Here is a 23,081-nt window from a genome sequence, read left to right on the forward strand (position 1 = left end):
GCGGGATAACGTGCCGTTGTTCCGGCGGCCTGCGAGGCTGTTACCAGTGCTGTGACCAGCGAGAGTTCCCGACTTTTTCGATTTACTTGGAAATCCAAGCAAAATCGCAGGTCAGATAGGGTTTCGCAGTTATGCGGCGTACTGGGTAACGTGCATTCGGCAGGGCGCTCGCCGGGGCACCTGTCACGCCTGTTCCCGGACCGAGCGGCACCCACCCCGTGCACGGGTACGGAAACAGGCGAGCCGCACTGGCTTCCCGGCAGACCCCGGGGGCCGGACCGACGGAGGAGCACGCACGTGACCGTGGAGAGCACTGCCGCGCGCAAGCCGCGACGCAGCAGCAAGCGGACCAGCGCCGTGAAAACGACCGCGAAGACGTCCGCGAAGACGCCACAGAGTTCCGAGCCCGAGCTCGTACAGCTGCTGACGCCCGAGGGCGAGCGCCTGGAGCATCCGGACTATTCGATCGACCTGACCGCGGACGAGCTGCGCGGCCTGTACCGGGACATGGTCCTGACCCGCCGTTTCGACGCCGAGGCCACCGCCCTCCAGCGCCAGGGCGAGCTGGGCCTGTGGGCGTCGCTGCTCGGCCAGGAGGCCGCCCAGATCGGCTCCGGCCGGGCCCTGCGGGACGACGACTACGTCTTCCCGACCTACCGGGAGCACGGTGTCGCCTGGTGCCGGGGGGTCGACCCGACCAACCTGCTCGGAATGTTCCGCGGCGTGAACCACGGCGGCTGGGACCCGAACACCAACAACTTCCACCTGTACACGATCGTCATCGGCTCGCAGACCCTGCACGCCACCGGCTACGCCATGGGCGTCGCCAAGGACGGCGCGGACTCGGCCGTGATCGCGTACTTCGGCGACGGCGCCTCCAGCCAGGGGGACGTCGCCGAGTCCTTCACCTTCTCCGCGGTCTACAACGCCCCGGTCGTCTTCTTCTGCCAGAACAACCAGTGGGCGATCTCCGAGCCGACCGAGAAGCAGACCCGCGTCCCGCTCTACCAGCGCGCGCAGGGCTTCGGCTTCCCCGGCGTCCGGGTCGACGGCAACGACGTGCTCGCCTGCCTGGCCGTGACCAGGTCGGCGCTGGAGCGGGCCCGCCGGGGCGAGGGGCCCACCCTCGTCGAGGCGTTCACCTACCGGATGGGCGCGCACACCACCTCCGACGACCCGACGAAGTACCGGGCCGACGAGGAGCGGGCCGCCTGGGAGGCCAAGGACCCGATCCTGCGGCTGCGCAGGTACCTGGAGAAGGAGGGCGCCGCGGACGAGGCGTTCTTCACCGCGCTGGACGAGGAGAGCGAGGCCCTCGGCAAGCGGGTCCGCGAGGCGGTACGGGCGATGCCCGACCCCGACCCGATCGCGATCTTCGACAACGTCTACGCGGACGGGAACCCCCTCGTCGACGAGGAGCGCGCCCAGTTCGCCGCCTACCAGGCATCGTTCGCAGACACCGCCGAGGAGGGCAAGTAGCCATGGCCATGGAAAAGATGTCCATTGCGAAGGCTCTCAACGAGTCGCTCCGCAAGGCCCTCGACACCGACCCCAAGGTCCTCATCATGGGTGAGGACGTCGGGAAGCTGGGCGGGGTCTTCCGGATCACCGACGGGCTCCAGAAGGACTTCGGCGAGGGCCGGGTGATCGACACCCCGCTCGCCGAGTCCGGCATCGTCGGTACGGCGATCGGCCTGGCCCTGCGCGGCTACCGGCCCGTCGTGGAGATCCAGTTCGACGGCTTCGTCTTCCCCGCGTACGACCAGATCGTCACGCAGCTCGCCAAGATGCACGCCCGCGCGCTCGGCAAGATCAAGATGCCGGTCGTCATCCGGATCCCGTACGGCGGCGGCATCGGCGCGGTCGAGCACCACAGCGAGTCGCCCGAGGCGCTGTTCGCGCACGTTGCCGGGTTGAAGGTGGTCTCGCCGTCGAACGCGAGCGACGCCTACTGGATGATGCAGCAGGCCGTCCAGAGCGACGACCCGGTCATCTTCTTCGAGCCGAAGCGCCGCTACTGGGACAAGGGCGAGGTCGAGACCGACTCCATCCCGGGCCCGCTGCACAAGGCCTCGGTGGCCCGCACCGGCACCGACCTCACGCTCGTCGCGTACGGCCCGATGGTGAAGGTCTGCCTGGAGGCGGCCGCGGCCGCCCAGGAGGAGGGCAAGTCGATCGAGGTCCTGGACCTGCGCTCGATGTCCCCGATCGACTTCGACGCGATCCAGACCTCGGTCGAGAAGACCGGCCGGCTCGTCGTGGTCCACGAGGCGCCGGTGTTCTACGGCTCCGGGGCCGAGATCGCCGCCCGGATCACCGAGCGCTGCTTCTACCACCTGGAGGCACCGGTGCTGAGGGTCGGCGGCTACCACGCCCCGTACCCGCCGGCGCGGGTGGAGGACGAGTACCTCCCGGGTCTCGACCGTGTGCTCGACGCCGTCGACCGCTCGCTGGCGTACTGAGGACTGGGACGTGACAACGATGACCGACACTTCCAACGCTGCTCGCTTCCGTGAGTTCAAGATGCCCGACGTGGGCGAGGGACTGACCGAGGCCGAGATCCTCAAGTGGTTCGTCCAGCCCGGCGACACCGTCTCCGACGGCCAGGTCGTGTGCGAGGTCGAGACGGCGAAGGCGGCCGTGGAGCTGCCGATCCCGTTCGACGGAGTGGTGCACGAGCTGCGCTTCCCCGAGGGCACGACGGTCGACGTCGGCCAGGTGATCATCGCGGTGGACGTGGCACCGGGCAGTGGCGACACGGCCCCGGCGGCTGTCGCCGCGCCGGTCGCGGAACCGGAACCGTCGGAGCCGGAGGCGCCCAAGGGCCGCCAGCCGGTCCTGGTCGGGTACGGCGTGGCCGAGAGCTCGACCAAGCGCCGGGCCCGCAAGGGTACGTCCGCTGCCGTACCGGCCGCCGCCGCGGCGGCGATCCAGGGCGAGATGAACGGCCACGGCGCGGTGGTCCCGGAGAGCCGGCCGCTGGCCAAGCCGCCGGTCCGCAAGCTGGCCAAGGACCTGGGCATCGACCTGGCGACGGTCGTCCCGACCGGCGAGGGCGGGATCATCACCCGCGAGGACGTGCACGCGGCGGCCACGCCCGTACCGGCACAGGCCCCGGCGCCGATCGCCGCCGCTCCGGTGGCGGCCGAGGCCCAGGCCCCGGCTCCGGCCGTGGTCACCACGGTGGGCGCCCGCGAGACCCGCATCCCGGTCAAGGGCGTACGCAAGGCCATCGCCCAGGCGATGGTCGGCAGCGCCTTCACGGCGCCGCACGTCACCGAGTTCGTGACCGTCGACGTGACGCGCACGATGAAGCTGGTGGCGGAGCTCAAGGAGGACAAGGAGATGGCGGGGGTGCGGGTCAACCCGCTCCTGCTCATCGCCAAGGCCCTCCTGGTCGCGATCAGGCGGAACCCGGAGGTCAACGCCGCCTGGGACGAGGCCAACCAGGAGATCGTCCAGAAGCACTACGTCAACCTGGGCATCGCCGCCGCGACCCCGCGCGGACTGATCGTGCCGAACATCAAGGACGCGCACGAACAGACGCTCCCGCAACTGGCCGCGTCCCTGGGCGAGCTGGTCTCCACCGCCCGCGAGGGCAAGACCTCCCCCGCTGCGATGGCGGGCGGCACGGTGACCATCACCAACGTCGGCGTCTTCGGCGTCGACACGGGCACGCCCATCCTGAACCCGGGCGAGTCCGCGATTCTCGCGGTCGGTGCGATCAAGCTCCAGCCGTGGGTCCACAAGGGCAAGGTGAAGCCCCGTCAGGTCACCACGCTGGCCCTGTCGTTCGACCACCGCCTGGTCGACGGCGAGCTCGGCTCCAAGGTCCTGGCGGACGTCGCCGCGATCCTGGAACAGCCGAAGCGCCTGATCACCTGGGCGTAGCGGTCACTTCGGTACCTGTGCGAGATGGGTCCGCGCGAAGTTCGCGCGGACCCATCGGCATGTGGCTGGAATCGGGGTAACCGACCACGGGTGTCCTCTGCGGGCGCACGCCGTCAGCCACCATGATCTTTATGCGAGTACGCGCATAAGGTGCGTCTGTACGTAGACGCCCCTTCTGCCCCGCCGTAGCGTCGTGGCGACCGGCCCGCAGGGGGCCAGGGCAAGGGGGCTCGACAGCTATGGCACGCGAGGAACTGACCCGGCTCACCGGTAACGGGAATGGCACCTGCGGCGACGAGGACTGTCCGAACGTCTACCGGACGTCGAACGGCACGCTGGTCGTTCAGGGAAGCGTCTCCCAGGCGTTCGCACCGCCGTCCGGAGAGGCCCTGGTGGAGATTCCGGAAGAAGTGCTGAAGGAGGCCGCACGTGCTCTTGGATGGTGACGAGTGGCGTCGGCGGTTCGCGGGGATCAAACGAGAGGCATGGCGGCTTGAGACGTTGCCGCAGTACCTCGTAGCGCATGAGGCACAAGAGTTCGCAGCCTTTCGCGAGGGCCGGCCGGTCGCCCCGTACTCGACTTCCTCGTACACGGAACGCGTCTCCCGCCAGCGCGCCGAGGGGAAGCGGAACGGGCGGGTGCACATCGTCACGCAGCCGCTCTCCGACTACCTGCGATTCGAGTTCGCCCGCTACTACGAGGTGCATGGTCGGGCGGGGGACGACATCCGGATTCTCGACGTGACGAACCGGGCCAACCCCCTCGACAAGGTTCAGGACTTCTGGATGTTCGACCAGGCAGAGGTCGTCCTCATGAACTACGAGGCGGACGGGAGCCAGATCAGCCGTGAGGTGTTCGAGGGTGATGTTTCCTCGTTCATCGAATACCAGCGGGTCGCGATAGCCGAGTCGGTCCCTTTCGAGGAGTACGTGAACGGTGGCCTTCGAGCCTGACCGGCTTGGCCAGTCCGGTCTGGAACTGGCAGCCATGCTCAAGCATCTGCGCAAGCAAGCCGGACTCTCGGGAGTCCGGCTTGCTGTGCGTTGCAATATTTCTCAGTCCAAAATCAGCAGGATCGAAGGGAACAGGATCCGGCCGTCCTTGGTGGACGTTGAGCAGATCCTGATGGGAATCGGAGTTTCCCCCGTCGTGGCAGCTGAAGTGATGGCCATGGCTCGAATGGCCCAGACGGAATGGCAGGACCGGAAAGCTCTGCATCGAAAGGGGCTCGACAAGAAGCAACTTGAACTGGCCGGGCTGGAGGCCGCGACCAGTGAGTTCCGGCACTTCCTGCTGTCCATGAACACGGGTCTGCTGGCCACGCCGGAGTACATCAGGGAGAGCATCGCCCACGCTCCACCGGCGCAACAGGCCAAGGCGATCGGTATGAAGCTGGACCGGCAGTCCGTGCTGTTCGACCGAGCCAAGCGCTTCACGTTTCTCCTCACCGAGCAGGCCGTCAGATATCCACTGCTGCCGATGGACGCGATGGCCATGCAGATCGACCGGCTGGCCTCGCTCGCCCTGCAGGCAAATATCCGGGTTGGTGTCCTGCCCATGCGGGTAAAGTTCAGCAACGCTCCATTGAGTACGTTCACCGTTTACGACGACCGCTTGGCAACCATTGAGACGGACCTCGGTGCAGCCGTCTTTCGTAACCCCAAAGACGTTCGTTCACTCCTGGACCGGTTCACCGGTTACGAGGCGCATGCCCTCTTCGGGGACGATGCGCGAGTGCTGTTGTACAAATGGGCCTGGTCATTCCGCCAGTGATCTTTATTCGGTAACGCGAATAAAGCTGGAGATACATCATCGGCAGCCCGATGATGTATCCATGCCGACCGGGCCGAAGAATTACAGGCAGAGGGTGGTCGGCATATCTACCCGTCGCTGATCGCGTAGAAAGGCACACCCATGTCCGAATCAGACCTGTACAGCCTGCCCGTCGAGGAAGCCACGTTCCGTAAGGCGTGCGGGGGCAACACGCATCCGGACGGAGAGTCCTGCGCCACGCTGGCGAAGATCGGCCCCGACGCGTGGGCGCTGGGCGACAGCAAGCGGCCCGGTGCGGAGCCGCTGAGGTTCACCACTGCCGAACTGAACGCGGCCGGCGTCGACCCGACCCGCTTCACCATCTCGGCCTGAGCGGCCCGCCCTCGTCGGCCGGCGATCTCTGCTCACCCGGAAGGGCGGAGGTCGCCTTCAACTGCTCAGGAAGGGAGGAGCAGTTGCACTATCACGGCTACATATGGAGCGGTGCCAAGCAGCGTTTCGACGAGGAGGCCCTGAGACGGCCTCCCCACCCTGATCCGCCCTCGGCGGACGGCAAGCCGGAGTCGGCTCAGCGGTACAGGGAAGTGAAGACGGGGTTTCCCGTTGTGGACCTCCCGCCGCTCGAAACGGCGTACTGGCTCATCAAGCCCCGGGAGTTGGTGCGCGGAACCTGGGGGCAGCCGAGGGAAGCAGCGGAATGGTTCGGGGAACGGCTCAGCGAGCACGCGCCCCGGTTCGTCTCCGATTCGGACCGCGAGGGTGCGCGCATGGCGATACTGGTCAATTCCGCCTCTGACCGGATTGGTTGGGGTGGGGACGTGTCACACGGGTTCTACCTTGAGCGGCCTTCGTTCCTGTCTCTGGCCCTGGTGTGCTGTTCTTCGAATCGGGCCATGCCGGGACTGGAGTGCCCGTTGCGGTAGAACGACTCAGCTACACGATGGGCCCGCGCGGAGTGCGCGCGGGCCCGTCGGCATGTCCGGCCCCTGCCGCAGGGCGAGTTCGGCGAACACGGTCTTGCCCACGGTGCGCGGCTCTACGCCCCAGCGGTCCGCGATCCGCGCGACGAGCCGGAGCCCCCGCCCGTAGCACTCGTCGGCCGTCGCCTCGCGCAGAACCGGCAGCCGGTCGCACCACGGGTCGCTGACCGCGATCCGGAGCGTGGTCGCGGTGAGCGTGAGGTGGACGCGGAAGAGCCGCCCCCGGATGGCGCCGTGCAGTAACGCGTTGGTCGCCAACTCACTGACCAGCAAGGCCGCGTCGCCGGCCAGCCCCGGATGCCCCCACTCCTGTACGAGCCGCGCGGTGCGGCGTCGGGAGAAGGAGACGCTCTGGGCGGTGGGGGTGAAGTCGAGCCAGTCCTCTCGGAGGACGGGTTCGGGGGTGGGTTCGGGAACGGAGATCTGTTCGGCTGCGGTCATGGACGCGTGCCTCCGTGGGTGCGGGCCGTGGCGATGCCGCGCCTGCGGGGCGCCGATTCTGGGCGCGAGGCAGGGCGGTGCACTTCCGCCGACTGATTCCGCTGTGCGAGCGGTTGCAAGCTGAACGTAGCGACTCCGGTAAGTCGGAGGCAAGTGAAACGGAGCCAATTGTCTCCAACGGGCGACAGTGGTCGACTGTCTGTGCTGTGGGAGGCCACACTGGTGCGGTGAATCGAGCGACTCGGCAAGGCAATCGGTCGTCAACTGTCCTGGGGCGCAGGCTCGGCAGCGAGTTGCTGCGTTTTCGAGATGCCTCGGGGAAGACGCAGCAACAGGCTGCTCAGGTCATCAGCGCGACCAACTCGAAGATCGTGAAGATGGAGCAGGGATGGGTTCCGATGAGGGATCCGGACATCCGGGCCCTCTGTGAGTTCTACGGTCTCGATGACGCGCAGCTCGTCGACCGCCTGCTGGAGGTGGCCCGGATGGATCGGGAACGCCGCAAGGCGAAGGGCTGGTGGAACCAGTATCCGGAGCTGCGGTCGCTGGTCGAGTACGTCGCGCTCGAAGACATCGCCAAGGGGGTCAGAACCTGGCAAGGGGCGTTCGTGCCGGGCCTGCTCCAGACGCCGGACTACGCCAGGGCGCTCGCCGTCGGCAACGCGGATTGGGACGACCCCGACGAGATCGAGCGCTTCGTCGAAGCGAAGATCGCACGCCAAGCGCGCCTCGCGGACGGCAGTCCTCTTGCGTTGTGGGCGATCGTCGCGGAAGGGGCGCTGCGGCAATTGGTCGGTGGCCGTGACGTGATGCGTGCCCAACTGGAGCGTCTGGCTGAGACTGCCGCCGAGCCAAATGTCACAGTGCAGGTTGTCCCGTTCCTCGCGGGCTCGCACCCGGGCATGACCAGCGCTTTTAGCATCGTGTCATTTGCCGAGCCCGGTGCGATGGACGTGGTTTACATGGACACCACGTCGTCTACTCTGTGGCTTGAGAGCGAGTCGGATGCCGCGCGTCACAACGTCACGTTCGGTCGAATCGCCAGAAGCGGACTCGCTCCCCGCGATTCCATCGCTCTGATAGGGCGTATTCGCAAGGAGTTGTAGTCGTGCCGCACTTCGAGTTCGTCAAGTCCAGCTACAGCAGCGGAAACGGCGAGTGCGTCGAAGTGGCCCGCAACATCCCCCACACCGTCGCCGTCCGCGACTCCAAGCGCCCCGACGGCCCGCTTCTCGTCCTCGCCCCCGCCGCGTGGGACACCTTCATGACAGGCCTGCGCCGGTAACCGTAGGCGCGGCGGTGGAACGGCGAGGGCGAGGAGGTTGCCTGCGATGTCCTCCGCGCCGCCGCCGGCCGTGACGTCGAGGCCTACTCGACCCACACTGCCGTGTTCTGGCAGGCGTGCAGCAGCCACCTTCCGTCATCCTGCTTCGTCATGACGTAGAGCGGAGTGCCTTCCTCTTCGCCCTCCGGTGAGTGGTAGACCTGCCGAACCTTGACGGCCGCCACGTCGGGCCGCAGGAATTGCGTGTGCACGGCCTCGTAGGTGATCTCACCCTCCCAGCTGGCCGCGGGGAGCACGGTGCGGGTGAATTCGGCGATCGCGTCGAAGCCGATCAGGGCCTTGCCGTGGCCGGTGGTCCAGATGGCGTCGGGGTGGAAGAGCGCGAGGAAGCCATCGACGTCCTTGGCGCGCTGAGCGCGCTCGACGGTGGCGACGACCTGTTCGATGGCTTTGATGTCTGCGGTTTCGGTGTTCATGCAGATCACTCTGGGATCTCAAGCGGACTTGAGGTCAAGGCCCGGCTGCGAGATCGGCCGGGCCGGTCCGGTCGTCGGACCGACCCGGCCGGGCCGGCTGACGCTCCGACTCCACCGCCCTCCCCGGAACCAGCAGGGCGAGGGTGCTGCGCGCTTCACGTCGCAGTGTGCGACGCCGGGCGAAGGTCGCGGTGAGGGCGAGGACGGAGACCGTGCCCCCGTAGAACACGGCGGCAATCGTGGAGAGGAGCCCGACAGACACCGGGCACGCACCTTTCTTCCCCCGCTCGGCCCGCCCGGCTCACGGGCCCGGGGCGGGCGTTGATGCGTTTCCTCACCATCGTACGAACGCCGTCAACTCCCTTGTCACTGACCGCTGCAGCAGGCAGCACGGCCGGGCTCGGCGGGGTGGGGCGCGGTGCCGACGGTGGGAACGTCATGCAGGTCGGACTCGCCCCCGACCATCTCGAATCGGCATTCGCCCAGGTGCCGCATGGTGACCGGCTCATCCGACAGGAGCCGGTTCGGTGCGAGACAGCCCGTCTTCAAGCCCGTGATGACGCGCTGGACACGCACGGTGAACTCTGCTGTCTCGTCCTTGCTCCGAGCGGCGGCGCACGTGTTCATCCACTGTTCGGCACGGAACAGTTCAGGCCCGACCCGGTCGTCCGGCCGTTCTGTGACCAGCGCCTCGAACATCGTATTGACCTTGTCCCACATGGTGACCTCGGAACCTCCCAGGCGTGGAACCAGGCGTTCGAACAGTTCTGTCTCCTCGATCTGCTCCCGGTGCATCAGCCAGCCGGCGGTCAGCGGAAAGTAGCTCGACACGTTCGTCCCGTGTATCCGCAGACGCTGTATCCGGTCGTACTCCCACCGCTTCTGTTCGGCATGTGCGAAGGACTGAAGCACCGGCTCGCCCGCGGCAGCGAGGGTTTTGCCGGACACCTTCTCGCCGCCGTGCAGGAGGTCGTACATGCCGACGACCGCCTCGCGCGTCCGGGCACGTGCTTCGTCGAGTTGGGGCAGAGGCGTGGCAGGTTCGCCCCGGCCTTCCAACCAGGCCGCGACGGTGGGGCGTTCCCGGATGGTCCGCAGACTGGCCAAGGCCTTCCTGGGCGCCTTGGCTCCGAAGACCTCCAGTGTGATGGCGCGGAGGTTGGGCGCGGCCTTGACGATCTCGTCCAGCATGTCGAAGCAGACTGAGATGACGGGGGCATCACCATGGCTGTCGTCGTACTGGTAGCCATGGGAGTGCAGATCTATTCCGCCACCCGCGAGATGGATCTCCGTGATGTGGTCCCAGGGCAGACGGTGGAAGTCCGCGGTGGGAGACGCGCCCCGGGCGATCTGGTAGCTGAGCACATGCCCGATGTCCAGGCACATTCCCGCGCCGGTCTCGCTCACCAGCGTCCGGAAGAAGTCGAACGCGTGCATGTCCCCGACTTCCATGGTCATCGGCGGGAACTCGGCGTTGAACGGGACACCGAGGCCCTGATGGATGCGATGGACGTTGTCCACGGTCACCGCGAGGGTGGTGTCCGTGACCGGGAACTGCATGAAGTACGGGTAGACGTGCCGCTCACTCATCAGCCACACGCCGAGATCTTCGGTCACCCATGGGGCGTCGGCGACGGCGACGAGCGAACGCAGGCTGTCCAGACCATCCGGCTCGGGGGCCTGCGGATAGACGGGGTTGAGGTCCGTGCTGTGCACCAGAACGCGATGGTCCGCGGCCAGCTCGGGGATTCGCAGATGCCGGAAGCCCGCCGGCGCCGTCCGCCTGCGCTGGATCTCGCGGTAGTTCACCGGGCCCTGGTGCCGCACAGCCGGTGACGTGACCTCGAAGAAGTCCAGATCGATCCGGGCGCGACCGAGGTAGTCCTCGTGCATATCGGACGGATTGACCCCCAAGCCCACTCCGTAGCGGGGCAGGGCGGAGAAGTATTCGGGTCCGAAGGGCATTGGATCAGCCTTCCTGCTAGCGGAGTTCACGCCCGGAAGTCGGGTCGCCAGGCCAGTGCTTCGCTCGGGTACCAGTGGCCTTCGAGGCAGTACGGATCGAAACCTCCCAGCCGCAGCTGAAACTGTTCGAAGTCCGAGGTGGACAGGTCCAGCCGGTCGCAGAGTTCGGCGATCGAGGCGGTTCCGTCGGCCTGGACGACGGCCTCGGCCAGCCGCGCCTCCGTCCCCCGCAGCACGGTGGCGACTGATTTGGCGCGCCCGTTCCGGTGCCTCAGGGTGTGCAGCGCCAGTACGGGCCCGTCCTGCGACGGCTCGCCGTTGAGGCTGGGCACTCCGGACACGTCGAAGGGGCCGAAGATCGGATTGATCCGAGGATGGACATAGTCCGCCGAACGGCGATCAGCAGCTGCCTGGCGGCGCAGCCATTGGTCCGCGGCGTTCTCGTCGAAGCCCCGCGGCAATGCCGGCCGCTTCCGCTCCTGACGTGCCTGGAGCCAGCCGGAGTACTCCCTGCGGCAGTGCCACAGGTCCGAAGGGTCGGACCTGACCCGCGCCGCCAGCAGGCCGTACAGCGCTTGTACGTAGTCCTGCTCGCTGAGTCCGGGTTCCAGCAGCCACAGGCTGTCGAGAACGAGTTGCGCGAGACTGTCGCCCTGGGAGGTCAACCTGCCGACGGTGCGCGGAAAGTAGCGCAGTACCGGTGCTTTGACGCGGCCTTCGGGAAGACCCTCGACCGCGCTGAGCAGAACCTTGTCCCAGTCCGCCAGCAGTTCCTCCAGCCGTGAGCGACACTCCAGCCAGGCATCGCGCCACTGCCCGTGTTCCCGGTCCAGGACCAGTCCGAAGTAGTACCGGTCACGGACATGTACGTCGATCAGGAGCGACCAGAACCTGCCCAGCACGATCTCCACGTCGCTGGAGCCGTTGTCCGCCGCTTCGACCAGACTCTCGACGGATTCCAGCGGAGCGCTTCCCTGCACGTGCAGGGACTGGCCGTCCTCGATCGCCAGAAGCCGGGAGCCCTCGGGGTGGGCGGCGAGAAAGGCGCGATCCCGGTACAACGCTTCGCCGTGCGGGAACCACGGCACGTCCGTCGCCGTGATGCCACGTCGTGGACCTTCGTTCACGCCGAGCGGGACCATGGCCTCGGGCTGGAGAATTCTTGCGGCCTCCAGGAAAGTGCCGGGTGACATCTGATTTCGCAGGTTCTGATAGTTCAGGCTGCAATTCAGGGGGAGCATGGCGATGCGTATGGGCCGGTCGCGCGCGATTTTCTCAAGAGTTTCAAAATCTTCCAACGTGTCCGCGCCGTGCAGGATGCGCAGATCTTCCCTCTCCAGCAGCAGGGACTGCTGAGGTATTCCCTCGATCGAGTCGGGTGCCGGGATGGAAGTCACGTCGATGCCGGCGAGTCGCACGGCCTCCATCGGCTCCATCCCGATGACGTTCGTGAATCCGTAATCAGCAAGCTCCGCTGCCATCGGGAAATCCGAAGCCCCGTCGCCGGATGGCACGGCGATCGGAATGTCCCGGTCGAAGTGCAGCAGCGTCGGCAGATGGAAGTGATCACTGTGGGAATGGGTGATGACCACGGCCGATACGCCGTCGAGGAGCTGACTCGCCATCCTGTTCCGGCCGCGGGGGCTCCAGAGGTTGCCGAAGTAGTCCAGTGCGGGATCGACGACGAGCCGCCCGTCCTCGGTGTCGAAGACGAAGCATGTGTGCTGGACCCTCGTGACTCGCATGGTTCACCTCTTGCCCTCGGGATCGGCAGTTTCCAGATCATTGTCGACCCCTTTATCAAGGCTCACCAGTCCCCTGATTCGGGTACAGCCGCAGACGCCTGAATCTATTGACCGAGCGCTGTCGGGCGTGGTCAAGTCATGCCATCCGGTTCGGACCGGAATCCCGCCGGGAAGCCCGTCGGGATCGCTCTCCATCGAAAAGGAGAAAATCATGGAGCCGAAGGTCAACGAGAACTCCAGCACCGAGATCATCATCGAGGAGATCGAGGAGTTCGACACCGAGTTCCAGATCCCGGCGAACTCTCGCTGCCAGTAGTCCGAGAAAAGGGATCTGCCCGCTGTGGCCCCAGAATTCTGGTGCCACAGCGGGCCCCGCGGCTGTACCACTACTGCAAACCCGGAGGGTGCCCCCATGGGCCAGGATGGATTGCTTGAGTACTCGCCCGGTGTTTCGGTCACCGCCGAGGACGCGCTGATTACATTCCGTTCTCCGAAACTTCGGATGAAGGTCCGCGTTCCGGATCCGGAGCTCCGAAGCCGTCTGCTGGAGATGACCGAGAACCCGGTACCGGCGAGCGAGATTCCCCAAGACGTCGCCCTGTCTCTGAGCGGGCACGGCCTTGTCACGCGAGGCGCCCATGCGGCGCATCTGCAGGCCCTGCGCATGCATGCCGAATCATCGGTTCCGATCAATCGTGGTCTCGCCTACACGCACGACGAGTTGACGCTGTATCAAATGCGTGGCCGGGTGAAGCGCTTCCTGCCGGGTGGCGTTTCCGACGGCCTCGACCTGCCGCTTCCCTTGCGTCGTGCGCCGAGCTTCGCGCCTTTCGACGGCCCTCGTGCGAAGGCGGTGGACCAGGGGCGGCTCTGGTCGGTCATGCGGACCTTGCACGATCCGGACAGCCGGCTCTATCCGTCCGCCGGTGCCCTCTATCCCGTACGCCTGGTCGCCGAGCAGAGCGGCGCAGACGGCACCGGAGACGAGTTGATCGCGTTCGATCCCCGGTCGGGGCGACTTGTCTCATCCCAAGCGGCCTCCCGCGCCGAAGAGTTGGGACTGGACCCGACTCTTGCCGCCGTGACGACGAGGTTCTGGCTCGTGGCGGATCTGGCCGATGCGACAGCCAAGTACGGACCCCGCGGCTACCGATACGCCTTGATCGAAGCCGGCCATGCCGCGCAGGCGCTGATCCAGGTACTGGGAGCCGCCGGTATCGACTGCCGGCCTTTCGGCGGCTTCGACGACCGCGCGGTGGCACACCATCTCGGCCTGGGCGAAGGCACCGTACCCCTCTATGCCGTGGGTGCGGTTCCCGCGGACGGCAACTCCTCCGGCACCGACTGGGTCAAGGCCGAAGAGATCAAGTGCATCCTGGTCAACGGGCAGTCCCTGTATTACGCCAACGCCTACGGACCGAAGACCGACGGCGGCCGGGAATGCGGCTTCGGGGTCGACACCAGTGCCGATGGCGCGCGCCTTCGAGCCAGAGGTGAACTCGCGGAGCGGCTGGCTCTCCTGGGCTCCCGCCGCCGGCTCGGCAACAGCAACGGCATGGCCGCGCACACCCGCTACTCGGCAGCCGCCGATGCGGCGATGTATGAGCTGTACGAGCGCCACTGCTTCCTGCGCACCTGGCTGACGCGGCAGACGCCGGCGGGGCTTCAGCCGCCGAGCAGCCCGCTCGCCGATGCGGTGCTGTCCCTCTGCCGGTCCGGGGGTGTGCAGTTGAGCCTGCTGGACATCGCCGACCCGGTCCATGGTGTTCCAGCGGTCATGGCCGTGGTCCATGCCGAGGGGCACGGCGGAATCATCACGTCTTCCGGGGCCGGCGCCGACGAGCCCGAGGCCGCGGCAAGGGCGTTGCGGGAGATCGCCAAAGCGCTGGTGTACCGCTTGGTGCTGCGGAAGACTTCGGTCTTCACCGAGGAGAACCCCGTCACCGGTACGTTGAGCCAACCATGGGAGCACGAAGCATGGTTCGCACATCGACGGGTCCTGGTGGACCAGACGCGTTTCCTGTTCAGCGCCGGTCCCCCACGCCCTGTGCGATGCGGCAGCACAGGTATCGAGACTTTGAGGTCGGCGGTCACTGTCGAGGACCTCTCGGCGGAAGGGCCGGACGAACGGCGATGGAAGATTTCCCGGGCCACATCCGAACGGTTGCTCATCGTCGACTTCGGCACCGCGTCGCCGGCCTTCCGGAGCCGCGCGGCCGAGGTGTTGGGTCCCGAACTCGATGTCGACGCACGGTGGCCGCATCCTCTTGGGTGATGGCCGTGGCCCCGCTCTCCCTCCACTCTGGCGAGAAAGACTATGTCGCAACCTCAAATGCGCGATCTGTTCCGTAGCCGGCGATACCTGGCCTTCTGGCTCGGGCAGGTGACGAGCACGGTGGGCAACCAGCTCACCGTCGTGGTGCTCGCGGCCCTGGTGGTTCCGGACCGCGGCCCGGGTACCTTCGGTCTGGTACTGGCGGTGGAGTCCGCCGTCATGGGCGTCCTGCTGCTGGCCGGCGGGGTGGTCGCCGACCGGTACTCCCGCAGCTTTGTGATGGCCCTCGCGGACATCCTCCGCCTGGCCGGGATCGTCGGCTTCTTCTTCTTCGCCTCGCAGGGGCCGCTCGCGCTGCTGCTCGCCGCGGCGGCGATGACCGGAGCGGGCGCGGCGCTGTACGAGCCCGCTCATCGCGCGGCCCTCACGCAGGTGGTGCCGGAGGACCTGCGGCAGCAGGCGTACGCCCTGGACGTGTCCACCAAGCGGATCGGCTCGATGGCCGGGGCCCTGCTGGCAGGCGTCATGCTCGCCGGGATCTCGCCGCCGAAGACCCTTCTGGTGGACGTTGCCACGTTCGTGGTCAGCCTGGTCACACTGGTCTGGCTGCGGCTGCCGCCCGTCCGTGCCGCCGCCGGTGCCGTTGCTGGTTCGCGGGCCGACGAGCCGGGGGCCGACGAGCCGGGCGGACTGCGGGGGATGCTGGCCGAGGCGCGGGAGGGCCTCGTCGAGGTCCGTCGGAGGCCCTGGGTATCGGTCCTGATGCTCCAGGGCACGGTGCAGGTGTTCTTCCTCTTCGCCCCGAACTACATTCTGGTTCCGTTGGTCAGCCAGGCCCGTTACGGCATCTCCGCCTTCGGGTGGGTCAGTGCCGCCACGCTCGCGGGCTCGGTGATCGGTTCATTGCTGGGCGGCAGGGTTTCCTCCGGCCGTCCGGGACTGTGGGCCATGAACGCGCTGGCTCCGTGCGTGCTGACGCCGGTGTGCCTCGCCGTCGACGTGCCGTTCTGGATGTTCTGCGCGGCCGGTGCCGCCGGTTCGGCCGGAGTCGGCTGCTTCATGGTCCTCTGGTACAGCTCGCTCCAGAAGGAGTTTCCGGAGCAGGTCCAGGGCCGGGTATTCGCCCTGGAGGGGCTGGCCAGCTTCGGCCTCCAGCCCATCGCGCTCGCCGTGACACCGCTGCTCGTCCGGTTCGTCGGAGTGGCGCCCTTCGCGGCCCTGGCTGCCGTCGTACTGCTGCTGTCCACCTATGGAGCACTCGCCGTGCCCGGCACGGCCCAGTTCGCCACCCGTACACGTACTGCCGACAAGAGCCCCGAGTCCGTCGAGAGCATTGTCCGGAGCTGACTCGCAGCTGACTCGGAACCGGCTCGGACCGGCTCGGAATGACAAGGAGAAGGTGTCGCATGACTCGCATCGATTGCCGGGACGTGGAACTGGCCTTCGGCGGTGCCACCGTGCTCGGCGGCGTGAGCCTCTCACTCGGCAGGGGAGACCGAGTAGGCATCGTGGCGCCCAACGGTACGGGGAAGTCGACCCTGCTCAAGGTCCTCGCCGGCGAACTGGCACCGGAGAGCGGAACGGTTGTCCGCGCGCCACGGACGACCACCGTGATCAGGCTGGCGCAGGAGGCCGATGTGCTCGCCGGCGAGAGCACGGCGGAGTATCTGGCCCGCCGGACCGGAGTGACCGCTGCGCAGGCGGCGCTCGACGAGGCCACCGCTGCTCTGGAGCGCGAGGAGCCCCGGGCCGGTGACGTCTACGCGGATGCCTGGGAGACCTGGCTCTCGCTGGGCGGCGCGGATCTGCCGGAGCGCGCGACGGTGGTCGCCTCGGATCTGGGACTGGATCCGGACAGGCGGGAGACGGCCCGCCTGTCCGGTGGCCAGCGGGCCCGCTTGGCTTTGGCGGCGGTGCTGCTGGCGCAGCCGGATGTCCTGCTTCTCGATGAACCCACCAACGATCTGGATGCCGACGGTCTGGACCGTCTGGAGCACCATGTGCGCACGGCACGGGCCGGAATCGCCTTGGTCAGTCATGACAGGGCGTTTCTCTCGGCGACGGTGAACCGCATCGTCGAGCTGGACGAGTTCACGCGCCGGGGCACGGAGTACGGCGGGGGCTGGGACGCCTTCGTCGCGGAGCGGTCGCTGGCCCGTCGGCGTGCCATCGACGCGTACAGCGCGCATGAGGCGGACCGTCGCCGCCTGGTCGACACGGCGCGGACCCAACGCCAGTGGTCCCGGGAAGGTGCGCAGCGCGCGATGAATCCGCGCCGTCAGCCCGACGGGGACAAGTTCCGCAAGGCGTCACGCATCGCCGGGGCCCAGCAGACCGGCGCGGCCGCGGCGAAAGCGGACCGCGCGGTCGAACGACTCGACCGGCAGGCTCCCGAACAGGTACGGGAACCCTGGCAACTGAGATTCTCGATCGCGGAGACGGCGGGGACGGGCGATGTGTCCCTGGCCCTGCGGGCAGCCGTGGTACGCCGGGGGGCGTTCACTCTCGGGCCGATCGACCTTGAGGTGGGCCGGGGTGAGCGGATCCGGATCTCCGGCCCGAACGGCTCGGGAAAGACAACCCTGTTGGAGTGCCTGCTCGGCCGGATACCTCTGGAAAGTGGTGCGCAACGGGCCGGCGCCGGTGTGGTGGTCGGAGAGATCGACCAGACCAGGCGACTGTTCGACACCAGCCTGCCCGTGGTCGATGTACTGAGGTCGGAGACCGGCCTCGATGCGACCGAGGCCCGGACCCTGCTGGCCAAGTTCCGTCTGGGTGGGGAGGCGGCCCTGCGTGTGGCACGGAACCTGTCGCCGGGGGAGCGGACCCGCGCGGGTCTGGCACTGCTCCAGGCGAGAGGAGTCAACTGCCTGGTCCTGGACGAGCCGACGAACCACCTGGACATCGAGGCGGTTCAACAGCTGGAGCAGGCGTTGGACAGTTTCTCGGGCTCTCTTCTGCTGGTCACCCATGATCGGAGGCTCGCCGAGTCGGTACGCATCGACACAACGGTGGAGGTCACCGAGCTCAGCGGCTCATGAGGCCGCTGCTGCTGGACAGCCCTCAGGCCGCCCGGCACATGGCCAACGCCGCCCTGGCGAGTTCAGCTTTGTTCCCGACCCTCAATTTGCGCCGGATTCGCTTTACGTAGGTGTCGACGGTGTGCTGGCTGATGGCAAGCCGCCTGGCTACTTGCGCATGTGTCAGCCCATCCGCAATGAAGCCGAGTACCTGCTGCTCCCGCCTGGACAAAACGGGGCGTTCGTCCGCCGACACCTCGGTGGTCCGGGCACCCGAGGGAGGTTGCCCGGCCAAGGCTGCTTCATGTACTGCTCGGACCAGTTCGCTCGGTGAACTGAACTCGCTGACGTAGCCGTCGGCACCGAACGTCTCGGCTGCGATCCCCTCGGGCAAGGGCGACATCACAAGAACACGGGATGCCTTGGGAGCCCTGGCGCCTGATGACCGATCACATGGGTCGGGGACCTGGTTCGTGATCAGGACATCGTACGCATCGTCGCACCGGGAGTCCGGGACAGCGGAGTTCGCATCGAGCAGGCTGACCGAGAGGTCGGGGACGGTGGCCAGCGCCCGGTCCACGGCCCAGGCGATCAGTGGATGGCTGTGCAGCAATCCGATTCGGTACATCGCTTCCTCAACCCCGCTCACTGGTCCGGCCTGATTGACGGGCGCCCCCTGTGCCCGGGGCTGGTGCCATCACTTCCACCCGTTGGGCGATGGCCTTGGCGCTCTCCCCACGCGTCATCGGTTCACTCCTCTGCACCGGTGGAGCCGGATCGATTCGCGGACAGGCAACAGCTTCATGCCTCGGGAGGAGGAGTGGCGGCCTCTTGGGGGGGTCATGCCTGCTAACTGCCTCTTCCGGAAGACCGCTGAAAACCTGTCGAAGGGGTGTCCGGCCGCAGGCCGGGGTGTGCCCGGGGGATGTGGGGCGGACGGTGGGGGTGACGGTGTCCGTCTGCCGGTCAACGTGCGGTCAATCGGCGGACGTTGTACGGCGGAGGCCCGCTGTTAGGGTGGCCGGATGGCATCGCTCAGGAAGATCCAGGTCACCTTCGATTGCGCGGACCCCGAGCGCGTCGCTCGTTTTTGGTGCGAGGTGATGGGGTACGTCGTGACGCTGCCTTCTGATGGGCAGGGCTCATGGGCCGTGTGCTCCGATCCCACGGGTGAGGGCCCGCGCATGTACTTCCAGCGCGTTCCCGAAGGCAAGGTCGCCAAGAACAGGGTGCATCTCGATGTGCGGGCCGGCACCGGGCTCGTGGGTGCGGAGCGGCTGGCCGTGCTTGAGGCCGAACGTGATCGGCTGGTCGCGCTCGGCGCGGTGTGCACGAACGTGCTGTACGCCGACGAGGACAACGAGTCCTGCATCAACATGCAGGACGTCGAGGGCAACGAGTTCTGCCTCGACTGAGCATCTCCGCCCATGGCGCCTCCCGGTTCTCGTACGAGAACGACCGATGTGTGGCTGCTGCCCGAGGACGAGAGGGCCGTCGGGCAGCGCATCGGTGATGTCCTGCCCCGGTCCGGCTGGCTGTGCAGTCAGCCGGGACCGAAGGGGCTTCACCAGGTGCATCTGCACCCCTCGCTCGGGGAGGCCCTGGACTGCGGTGGCCGCCAGGCGTTCCTGCTGCTGCCGGAGGGGGCCGGGGCGCCCGAGGATGTCCTGGTGGCCGAGGGAGCTGTCTCCCGTTCCGATCTTCCGCGCTCCGCTGTGCTGCAGTTCCTGTGCTCGCGCCGGTTCCGGGACGGTGCGGGTGAAGCCCTCGAAGCAGGCCGTCTCGCGGTGCGCTGGAACGAACCGGAGGTCGGGCCGGAGCGGCATCGGCTCCTGACCGATCAGACGCGTCTGGCCTGGCGGGCCCTCCGGTCGGCGACCCGTCCGGCCGGTGTCGAGGCTGCGCACGGTGGGCGGGTTTCCGGCATAAGGATCGGCCCTGCGGCGTACGACCTCGTGACCGGTACCGGGATGCCGCTGACCCGGGGCGGCTCCCAACGCCTGCGGCTGGCCGGAAGAGCAACGCGGTAGCGGAGAGGGGCCCCGCGTGGTGCGGGGCCCCTCTGCGTGTGTGCTGCCGTGATCGGCCGGGCTACTTCTTGAAGGAGTAGTCCATGATCTTCTTCATGTCCGCGCTGCGGTTGGCCGCCGACGTGGAGGCGAGCACCGTGCCGATGACGGTCTTGCTGCCGCGGGTCGCGGCGAAGACCAGGCAGTACTTGGCCGACGGGCCGGAGCCGGTCTTGATGCCGATGGCGCCGCTGTAGCTGCTGAGCATGGTGTTGGTGTTGGACCACGACATGTAGCGGTAGCCGCCGGACTTCGTGGTGACCTTCTGCTTGGTCGACTTGGTCTTGACGACCGAGCGGAAGGTGGAGCTCTTCATCGCGCTGCTGGCGAGCTTGGTCAGGTCGCGCGGGGTCGAGTAGTTCGAGCCGTTCCCTATGCCGTCGAACGAGTCGAAGTGGGTGTTCTTCAGCCCGAGCGACTTGGCCTGGGCGTTCATCTTGCCGATGAACGACTTCACGCGGGCCGCGCGGGTGGAGCCGGAGCCGAACTTGTCGGCCAGGGCGTAGGCGGCGTCGCAGCCGGACGGCAGCATCAGGCCGTACAGCAGCTGGCGGACCGTGACCTTGTCGCCCACGATGAGGCGGGCCGACGAGGCGCCCTTGGAGACGATGTAGTCGCTGTATGCCTTCTGGATCGTGACCTTGGAATCCAGGTTCAGGTTCTTCTGCGACAGCACCACCTTCGCCGTCATGATCTTGGTGGTGGACCCGGTGGAACGACGGGTGTCCGCGGTCTTGGCGAACAGGGCCTTCGAGGTGCCGTTGTTCATCACGAATCCGCCCGCGGCGGTGATCTTGGGGTTGGGCAGCGTGGCGGCCTGCGCGGTGGAGGCGAACGCGCTGCCCGCGATGACGGCGCCTGCCGTCAGCGTCACGGTGGCAGTGGCGGTGGCGCGGCTTATACCCTTAATGCCGATTTTCAACTTGATTGCTCCAAATGCCCCTGGAATGCGGCCACATGAAGGTGCCGCTCGGTGGTGAGACTCATGGGGCCGGGGGATGGATGTACCGATTCCTGGGGCAATTTCGGGTCTACGGGTGATTCCGGCCGGGGGCGTGGGGTGGCGCCGGCGGCCCGTCCGGATGCCGGACCGGTTTCGTCATGCACGCATGTTGTATCTATGCTGTGTACATGCCTGCCGCACCCCCAGCCGTGAAGCCTGTCGTAAGGCCTGTCGAGAAGCCGTCCGTGAAGTCTGCTGCGAAGTCCGCCGTGAAGCAGCCGCCTGCCGCCGAGCGCGTGTACGCCCACATCAAGGAGGCGGTCCTGGGCCGCCGTTACGAGGGCGGCACGCTCCTGACCGAAGGCGATCTCGCGGAGGCCGTCGGCGTCTCCCGCACGCCTGTGCGCGAGGCGTTGCTGCGGCTGGAGGTCGAGGGGCTGATCAAGCTGTATCCGAAGAAGGGCGCCCTCGTCCTCGCCGTCTCCGCGCAGGAGATCGCGGATGTGGTGGAGACCCGGCTGCTGGTCGAGGAGTTCGCGGCCCGCAAGGCCGTGCCCGCCTCCGCGCGGCTGATCGGCCGGCTCGAAGAACTCCTGGAGGAGCAGCGGCAGCTGGCCGAGGCCGGGGACCTGGCGGAGGTGTCCGTGAAGGACCGCTGCTTCCACGCCGAGATCGTGCGCAACGCGGGCAACGACATCCTCTCGCGCCTCTACGACCAGCTGCGCGACCGGCAGCTGCGGATGGGCGTCGCCGTGATGGAGGCGCACCCGGGGAGGATCGCCGCCAACATCACCGAGCACGGTGAGCTGCTGGAGGCGATCAGGTCCGGTGACGCGGACGGCGCCGCGCAGGTCGTACGGCGCCATGTCGGCCGGGTCAAGGTACTGGTCAGGGGTGAGGACCGGTGAGTTCAGCCGCCGCTCCCACCCTGTCCCTGCCCGGCGATCCACCCGGTGGCCGGCGTGCCGCGTGGGTCTGGGGCATCGGCGTCGCCGTCTACTTCGTCGCCATCATCTTCCGCACCAGCCTGGGCGTCGCCGGGCTCGACGCCGCCGACCGGTTCGACGTCAACGCCTCCGCGCTCTCCACGTTCTCCATCCTTCAGCTGCTGGTCTACGCGGGCATGCAGATACCCGTCGGCCTGATGGTCGACCGGCTCGGCACCAAGAAGGTCCTCACCCTCGGGGCCGTCCTGTTCACCCTCGGACAGCTCGGCTTCGCGCTCTCCCCCTCGTACGGCATGGCGCTGGCGTCCAGGGCGCTGCTCGGCTGTGGTGACGCGATGACGTTCATCAGCGTGCTGCGGCTCGGCGCCCGCTGGTTCCCGGCCCGGCGCGGACCGCTGATCGGGCAGGTCGCCGCGCTCTTCGGGATGGCGGGCAACCTCGTCTCGACGCTCTTCATCGCGCGGGCCCTGCACGGATTCGGCTGGACCACCACGTTCCTCGGCAGCTCCGTCGCCGGGGTCGTTGTTCTTGTTCTGCTGCTGCTCTTCCTGAAGGACCACCCCGAGGGGCATGAGCCGCCGCCCGCCGAGCACGCGGGCGCCGCCTATGTGCGCAAGCAGATCGCCGCGTCCTGGCGGGAGCCCGGTACCCGGCTCGGTATGTGGGTGCACTTCACCACGCAGTTCCCGGCCATGGTGTTCCTGCTGCTGTGGGGGCTGCCGTTCCTGGTGGAGGCGCAGGGGCTCAGCCGGTCCACCGCCGGTGAGCTGCTCACCCTGGTGGTGCTCTCCAACATGGCCTTCGGGCTGGTCTACGGGCAGATCATCGCCCGTCACCACGCGGCCCGCGCCCCGCTGGCCCTCGGCACGGTCGCGGTGACGGCGCTGCTCTGGGCGTCGGCGATCTTCTTTCCGGGCGACCACGCGCCGATGTGGCTGCTGATCGTGCTGTGCGTGGTGCTCGGCGCCTGCGGTCCGGCCTCGATGATCGGCTTCGACTTCGCCCGCCCGGCCAACCCGCCGGAGCGCCAGGGCACCGCGTCGGGCATCGTCAACATGGGCGGCTTCATCGCCTCGATGACCACGCTGTTCGCCGTCGGTGTGCTGCTGGACGCGACCGGCGACAACTACCGGATCGCGTTCGCCTCGGTCTTCGTGCTGGAGGCGCTCGGGGTCGTACAGATCCTGCGGCTGCACTCCAGGGCCACGCACCGCGAGCGGGACCACCATGTGGTCAGCCGGGTGGAGGCCGTGCACGTACCCGTGTGACC

General features: G+C 67.5%; 24 protein-coding genes. 17 read left to right on the forward strand and 7 right to left on the reverse strand.

Features of this window, described 5'->3' with window-relative positions:
* Window positions 1-297 precede the first annotated feature (297 nt).
* From pdhA to ABZ622_RS07780, 8 genes are all read left to right on the forward strand, one after another.
* Window positions 298-1,479 carry a pyruvate dehydrogenase (acetyl-transferring) E1 component subunit alpha gene (pdhA, locus tag ABZ622_RS07745; RefSeq protein WP_360541396.1) on the forward strand — a complete coding sequence of 394 codons (1,182 nt, stop codon included), beginning with the start codon at window positions 298-300 and terminating at the stop codon, window positions 1,477-1,479.
* 2 nt (window positions 1,480-1,481) lie between these two features.
* Complete coding sequence (locus tag ABZ622_RS07750; protein WP_266914628.1) at window positions 1,482-2,462, forward strand: alpha-ketoacid dehydrogenase subunit beta; 981 nt, start codon at window positions 1,482-1,484, stop codon at window positions 2,460-2,462.
* Window positions 2,463-2,472: 10 nt separating this feature from the next.
* A complete protein-coding gene (locus tag ABZ622_RS07755) occupies window positions 2,473-3,891 on the forward strand; it encodes a dihydrolipoamide acetyltransferase family protein (RefSeq protein WP_360541399.1) in 1,419 nt (472 codons plus the stop codon).
* 239 nt (window positions 3,892-4,130) lie between these two features.
* Window positions 4,131-4,337, forward strand: coding sequence for a hypothetical protein (locus ABZ622_RS07760; RefSeq protein WP_360541401.1), 207 nt, complete (start codon window positions 4,131-4,133; stop codon window positions 4,335-4,337).
* Window positions 4,321-4,845, forward strand: a complete 525-nt coding sequence (locus ABZ622_RS07765) for a DUF6879 family protein (protein ID WP_360541403.1) — start codon at window positions 4,321-4,323, stop codon at window positions 4,843-4,845. Before ABZ622_RS07760 ends, ABZ622_RS07765 begins: the two co-directional genes overlap by 17 nt.
* Window positions 4,829-5,665 (forward strand): Scr1 family TA system antitoxin-like transcriptional regulator, encoded by an 837-nt coding sequence (locus tag ABZ622_RS07770; RefSeq protein WP_360541405.1) that lies wholly within the window; start codon window positions 4,829-4,831, stop codon window positions 5,663-5,665. Before ABZ622_RS07765 ends, ABZ622_RS07770 begins: the two co-directional genes overlap by 17 nt.
* Before the next feature lie 141 nt (window positions 5,666-5,806).
* Entirely contained in the window at window positions 5,807-6,037 is a 231-nt protein-coding gene (locus ABZ622_RS07775) for a DUF397 domain-containing protein (RefSeq protein WP_360541407.1), read from the forward strand.
* Window positions 6,038-6,120: 83 nt separating this feature from the next.
* On the forward strand, window positions 6,121-6,588 hold the full coding sequence (locus ABZ622_RS07780) for a hypothetical protein (protein ID WP_360541409.1): 468 nt from the start codon (window positions 6,121-6,123) through the stop codon (window positions 6,586-6,588).
* A gap of 6 nt (window positions 6,589-6,594) precedes the next feature.
* Here the strand turns inward: ABZ622_RS07780 and ABZ622_RS07785 are convergent, their stop codons facing one another.
* Window positions 6,595-7,086, reverse strand: coding sequence for an ATP-binding protein (locus ABZ622_RS07785; protein WP_360541411.1), 492 nt, complete (start codon window positions 7,084-7,086; stop codon window positions 6,595-6,597).
* 227 nt (window positions 7,087-7,313) lie between these two features.
* Here ABZ622_RS07785 and ABZ622_RS07790 point away from each other — a divergent pair, with 227 nt between their 5' ends.
* Both ABZ622_RS07790 and ABZ622_RS07795 read left to right on the forward strand, forming a co-directional pair.
* Complete coding sequence (locus tag ABZ622_RS07790) at window positions 7,314-8,192, forward strand: helix-turn-helix transcriptional regulator (protein ID WP_360541413.1); 879 nt, start codon at window positions 7,314-7,316, stop codon at window positions 8,190-8,192.
* 2 nt (window positions 8,193-8,194) lie between these two features.
* Complete coding sequence (locus tag ABZ622_RS07795; protein ID WP_360541415.1) at window positions 8,195-8,371, forward strand: DUF397 domain-containing protein; 177 nt, start codon at window positions 8,195-8,197, stop codon at window positions 8,369-8,371.
* Between the two features lie 83 nt (window positions 8,372-8,454).
* Here ABZ622_RS07795 and ABZ622_RS07800 read toward each other — a convergent pair whose 3' ends face one another.
* The 4 genes from ABZ622_RS07800 to ABZ622_RS07815 all read right to left on the reverse strand — a co-directional run bounded on the left by ABZ622_RS07800 (window position 8,455) and on the right by ABZ622_RS07815 (window position 12,557).
* Window positions 8,455-8,847, reverse strand: a complete 393-nt coding sequence (locus ABZ622_RS07800) for an SgcJ/EcaC family oxidoreductase (RefSeq protein WP_360541417.1) — start codon at window positions 8,845-8,847, stop codon at window positions 8,455-8,457.
* A gap of 34 nt (window positions 8,848-8,881) precedes the next feature.
* Window positions 8,882-9,109, reverse strand: coding sequence for a hypothetical protein (locus ABZ622_RS07805; RefSeq protein WP_360541419.1), 228 nt, complete (start codon window positions 9,107-9,109; stop codon window positions 8,882-8,884).
* 104 nt (window positions 9,110-9,213) lie between these two features.
* Window positions 9,214-10,812, reverse strand: coding sequence for a DUF692 family multinuclear iron-containing protein (locus ABZ622_RS07810; protein WP_360541421.1), 1,599 nt, complete (start codon window positions 10,810-10,812; stop codon window positions 9,214-9,216).
* A 26-nt stretch (window positions 10,813-10,838) separates the two neighbouring features.
* A complete protein-coding gene (locus ABZ622_RS07815; protein WP_360541423.1) occupies window positions 10,839-12,557 on the reverse strand; it encodes an MBL fold metallo-hydrolase in 1,719 nt (572 codons plus the stop codon).
* A gap of 412 nt (window positions 12,558-12,969) precedes the next feature.
* Between ABZ622_RS07815 and ABZ622_RS07820 the strand changes: the two genes are divergently transcribed.
* From ABZ622_RS07820 to ABZ622_RS07830, 3 genes are read left to right on the forward strand one after another with little or no spacing between them, the layout of a single operon-like run.
* The gene (locus ABZ622_RS07820) at window positions 12,970-14,832 is read left to right on the forward strand and encodes a YcaO-like family protein (protein ID WP_360541425.1); all 1,863 of its coding nucleotides are present in this window, start codon (window positions 12,970-12,972) and stop codon (window positions 14,830-14,832) included.
* A gap of 57 nt (window positions 14,833-14,889) precedes the next feature.
* A complete protein-coding gene (locus ABZ622_RS07825) occupies window positions 14,890-16,179 on the forward strand; it encodes an MFS transporter (protein WP_360541427.1) in 1,290 nt (429 codons plus the stop codon).
* Between the two features lie 59 nt (window positions 16,180-16,238).
* On the forward strand, window positions 16,239-17,873 hold the full coding sequence (locus ABZ622_RS07830) for an ABC-F family ATP-binding cassette domain-containing protein (protein ID WP_360541429.1): 1,635 nt from the start codon (window positions 16,239-16,241) through the stop codon (window positions 17,871-17,873).
* A gap of 22 nt (window positions 17,874-17,895) precedes the next feature.
* Here ABZ622_RS07830 and ABZ622_RS07835 read toward each other — a convergent pair whose 3' ends face one another.
* On the reverse strand, window positions 17,896-18,480 hold the full coding sequence (locus tag ABZ622_RS07835) for a response regulator transcription factor (RefSeq protein ID WP_360541431.1): 585 nt from the start codon (window positions 18,478-18,480) through the stop codon (window positions 17,896-17,898).
* Between the two features lie 397 nt (window positions 18,481-18,877).
* Between ABZ622_RS07835 and ABZ622_RS07840 the strand changes: the two genes are divergently transcribed.
* Both ABZ622_RS07840 and ABZ622_RS07845 read left to right on the forward strand, forming a co-directional pair.
* Window positions 18,878-19,267, forward strand: coding sequence for a VOC family protein (locus ABZ622_RS07840; RefSeq protein ID WP_360541433.1), 390 nt, complete (start codon window positions 18,878-18,880; stop codon window positions 19,265-19,267).
* A 12-nt stretch (window positions 19,268-19,279) separates the two neighbouring features.
* Complete coding sequence (locus ABZ622_RS07845) at window positions 19,280-19,882, forward strand: hypothetical protein (protein WP_360541435.1); 603 nt, start codon at window positions 19,280-19,282, stop codon at window positions 19,880-19,882.
* Window positions 19,883-19,943: 61 nt separating this feature from the next.
* On the opposite strand, the gene ABZ622_RS07850 is transcribed toward ABZ622_RS07845, so the two are convergent.
* Window positions 19,944-20,843 (reverse strand): serine hydrolase, encoded by a 900-nt coding sequence (locus ABZ622_RS07850; protein WP_360541437.1) that lies wholly within the window; start codon window positions 20,841-20,843, stop codon window positions 19,944-19,946.
* A gap of 179 nt (window positions 20,844-21,022) precedes the next feature.
* Between ABZ622_RS07850 and ABZ622_RS07855 the strand changes: the two genes are divergently transcribed.
* The gene (locus tag ABZ622_RS07855; protein ID WP_360541439.1) at window positions 21,023-21,772 is read left to right on the forward strand and encodes a GntR family transcriptional regulator; all 750 of its coding nucleotides are present in this window, start codon (window positions 21,023-21,025) and stop codon (window positions 21,770-21,772) included.
* Window positions 21,769-23,079 (forward strand): MFS transporter, encoded by a 1,311-nt coding sequence (locus ABZ622_RS07860; RefSeq protein ID WP_360541441.1) that lies wholly within the window; start codon window positions 21,769-21,771, stop codon window positions 23,077-23,079. The genes ABZ622_RS07855 and ABZ622_RS07860 overlap by 4 nt, the downstream gene beginning before the upstream one ends.
* Window positions 23,080-23,081 lie beyond the last annotated feature (2 nt).

The sequence above is a fragment of the Streptomyces sp. NPDC007164 genome (assembly GCF_040634135.1).
GTDB lineage: Bacteria > Actinomycetota > Actinomycetes > Streptomycetales > Streptomycetaceae > Streptomyces > Streptomyces sanglieri.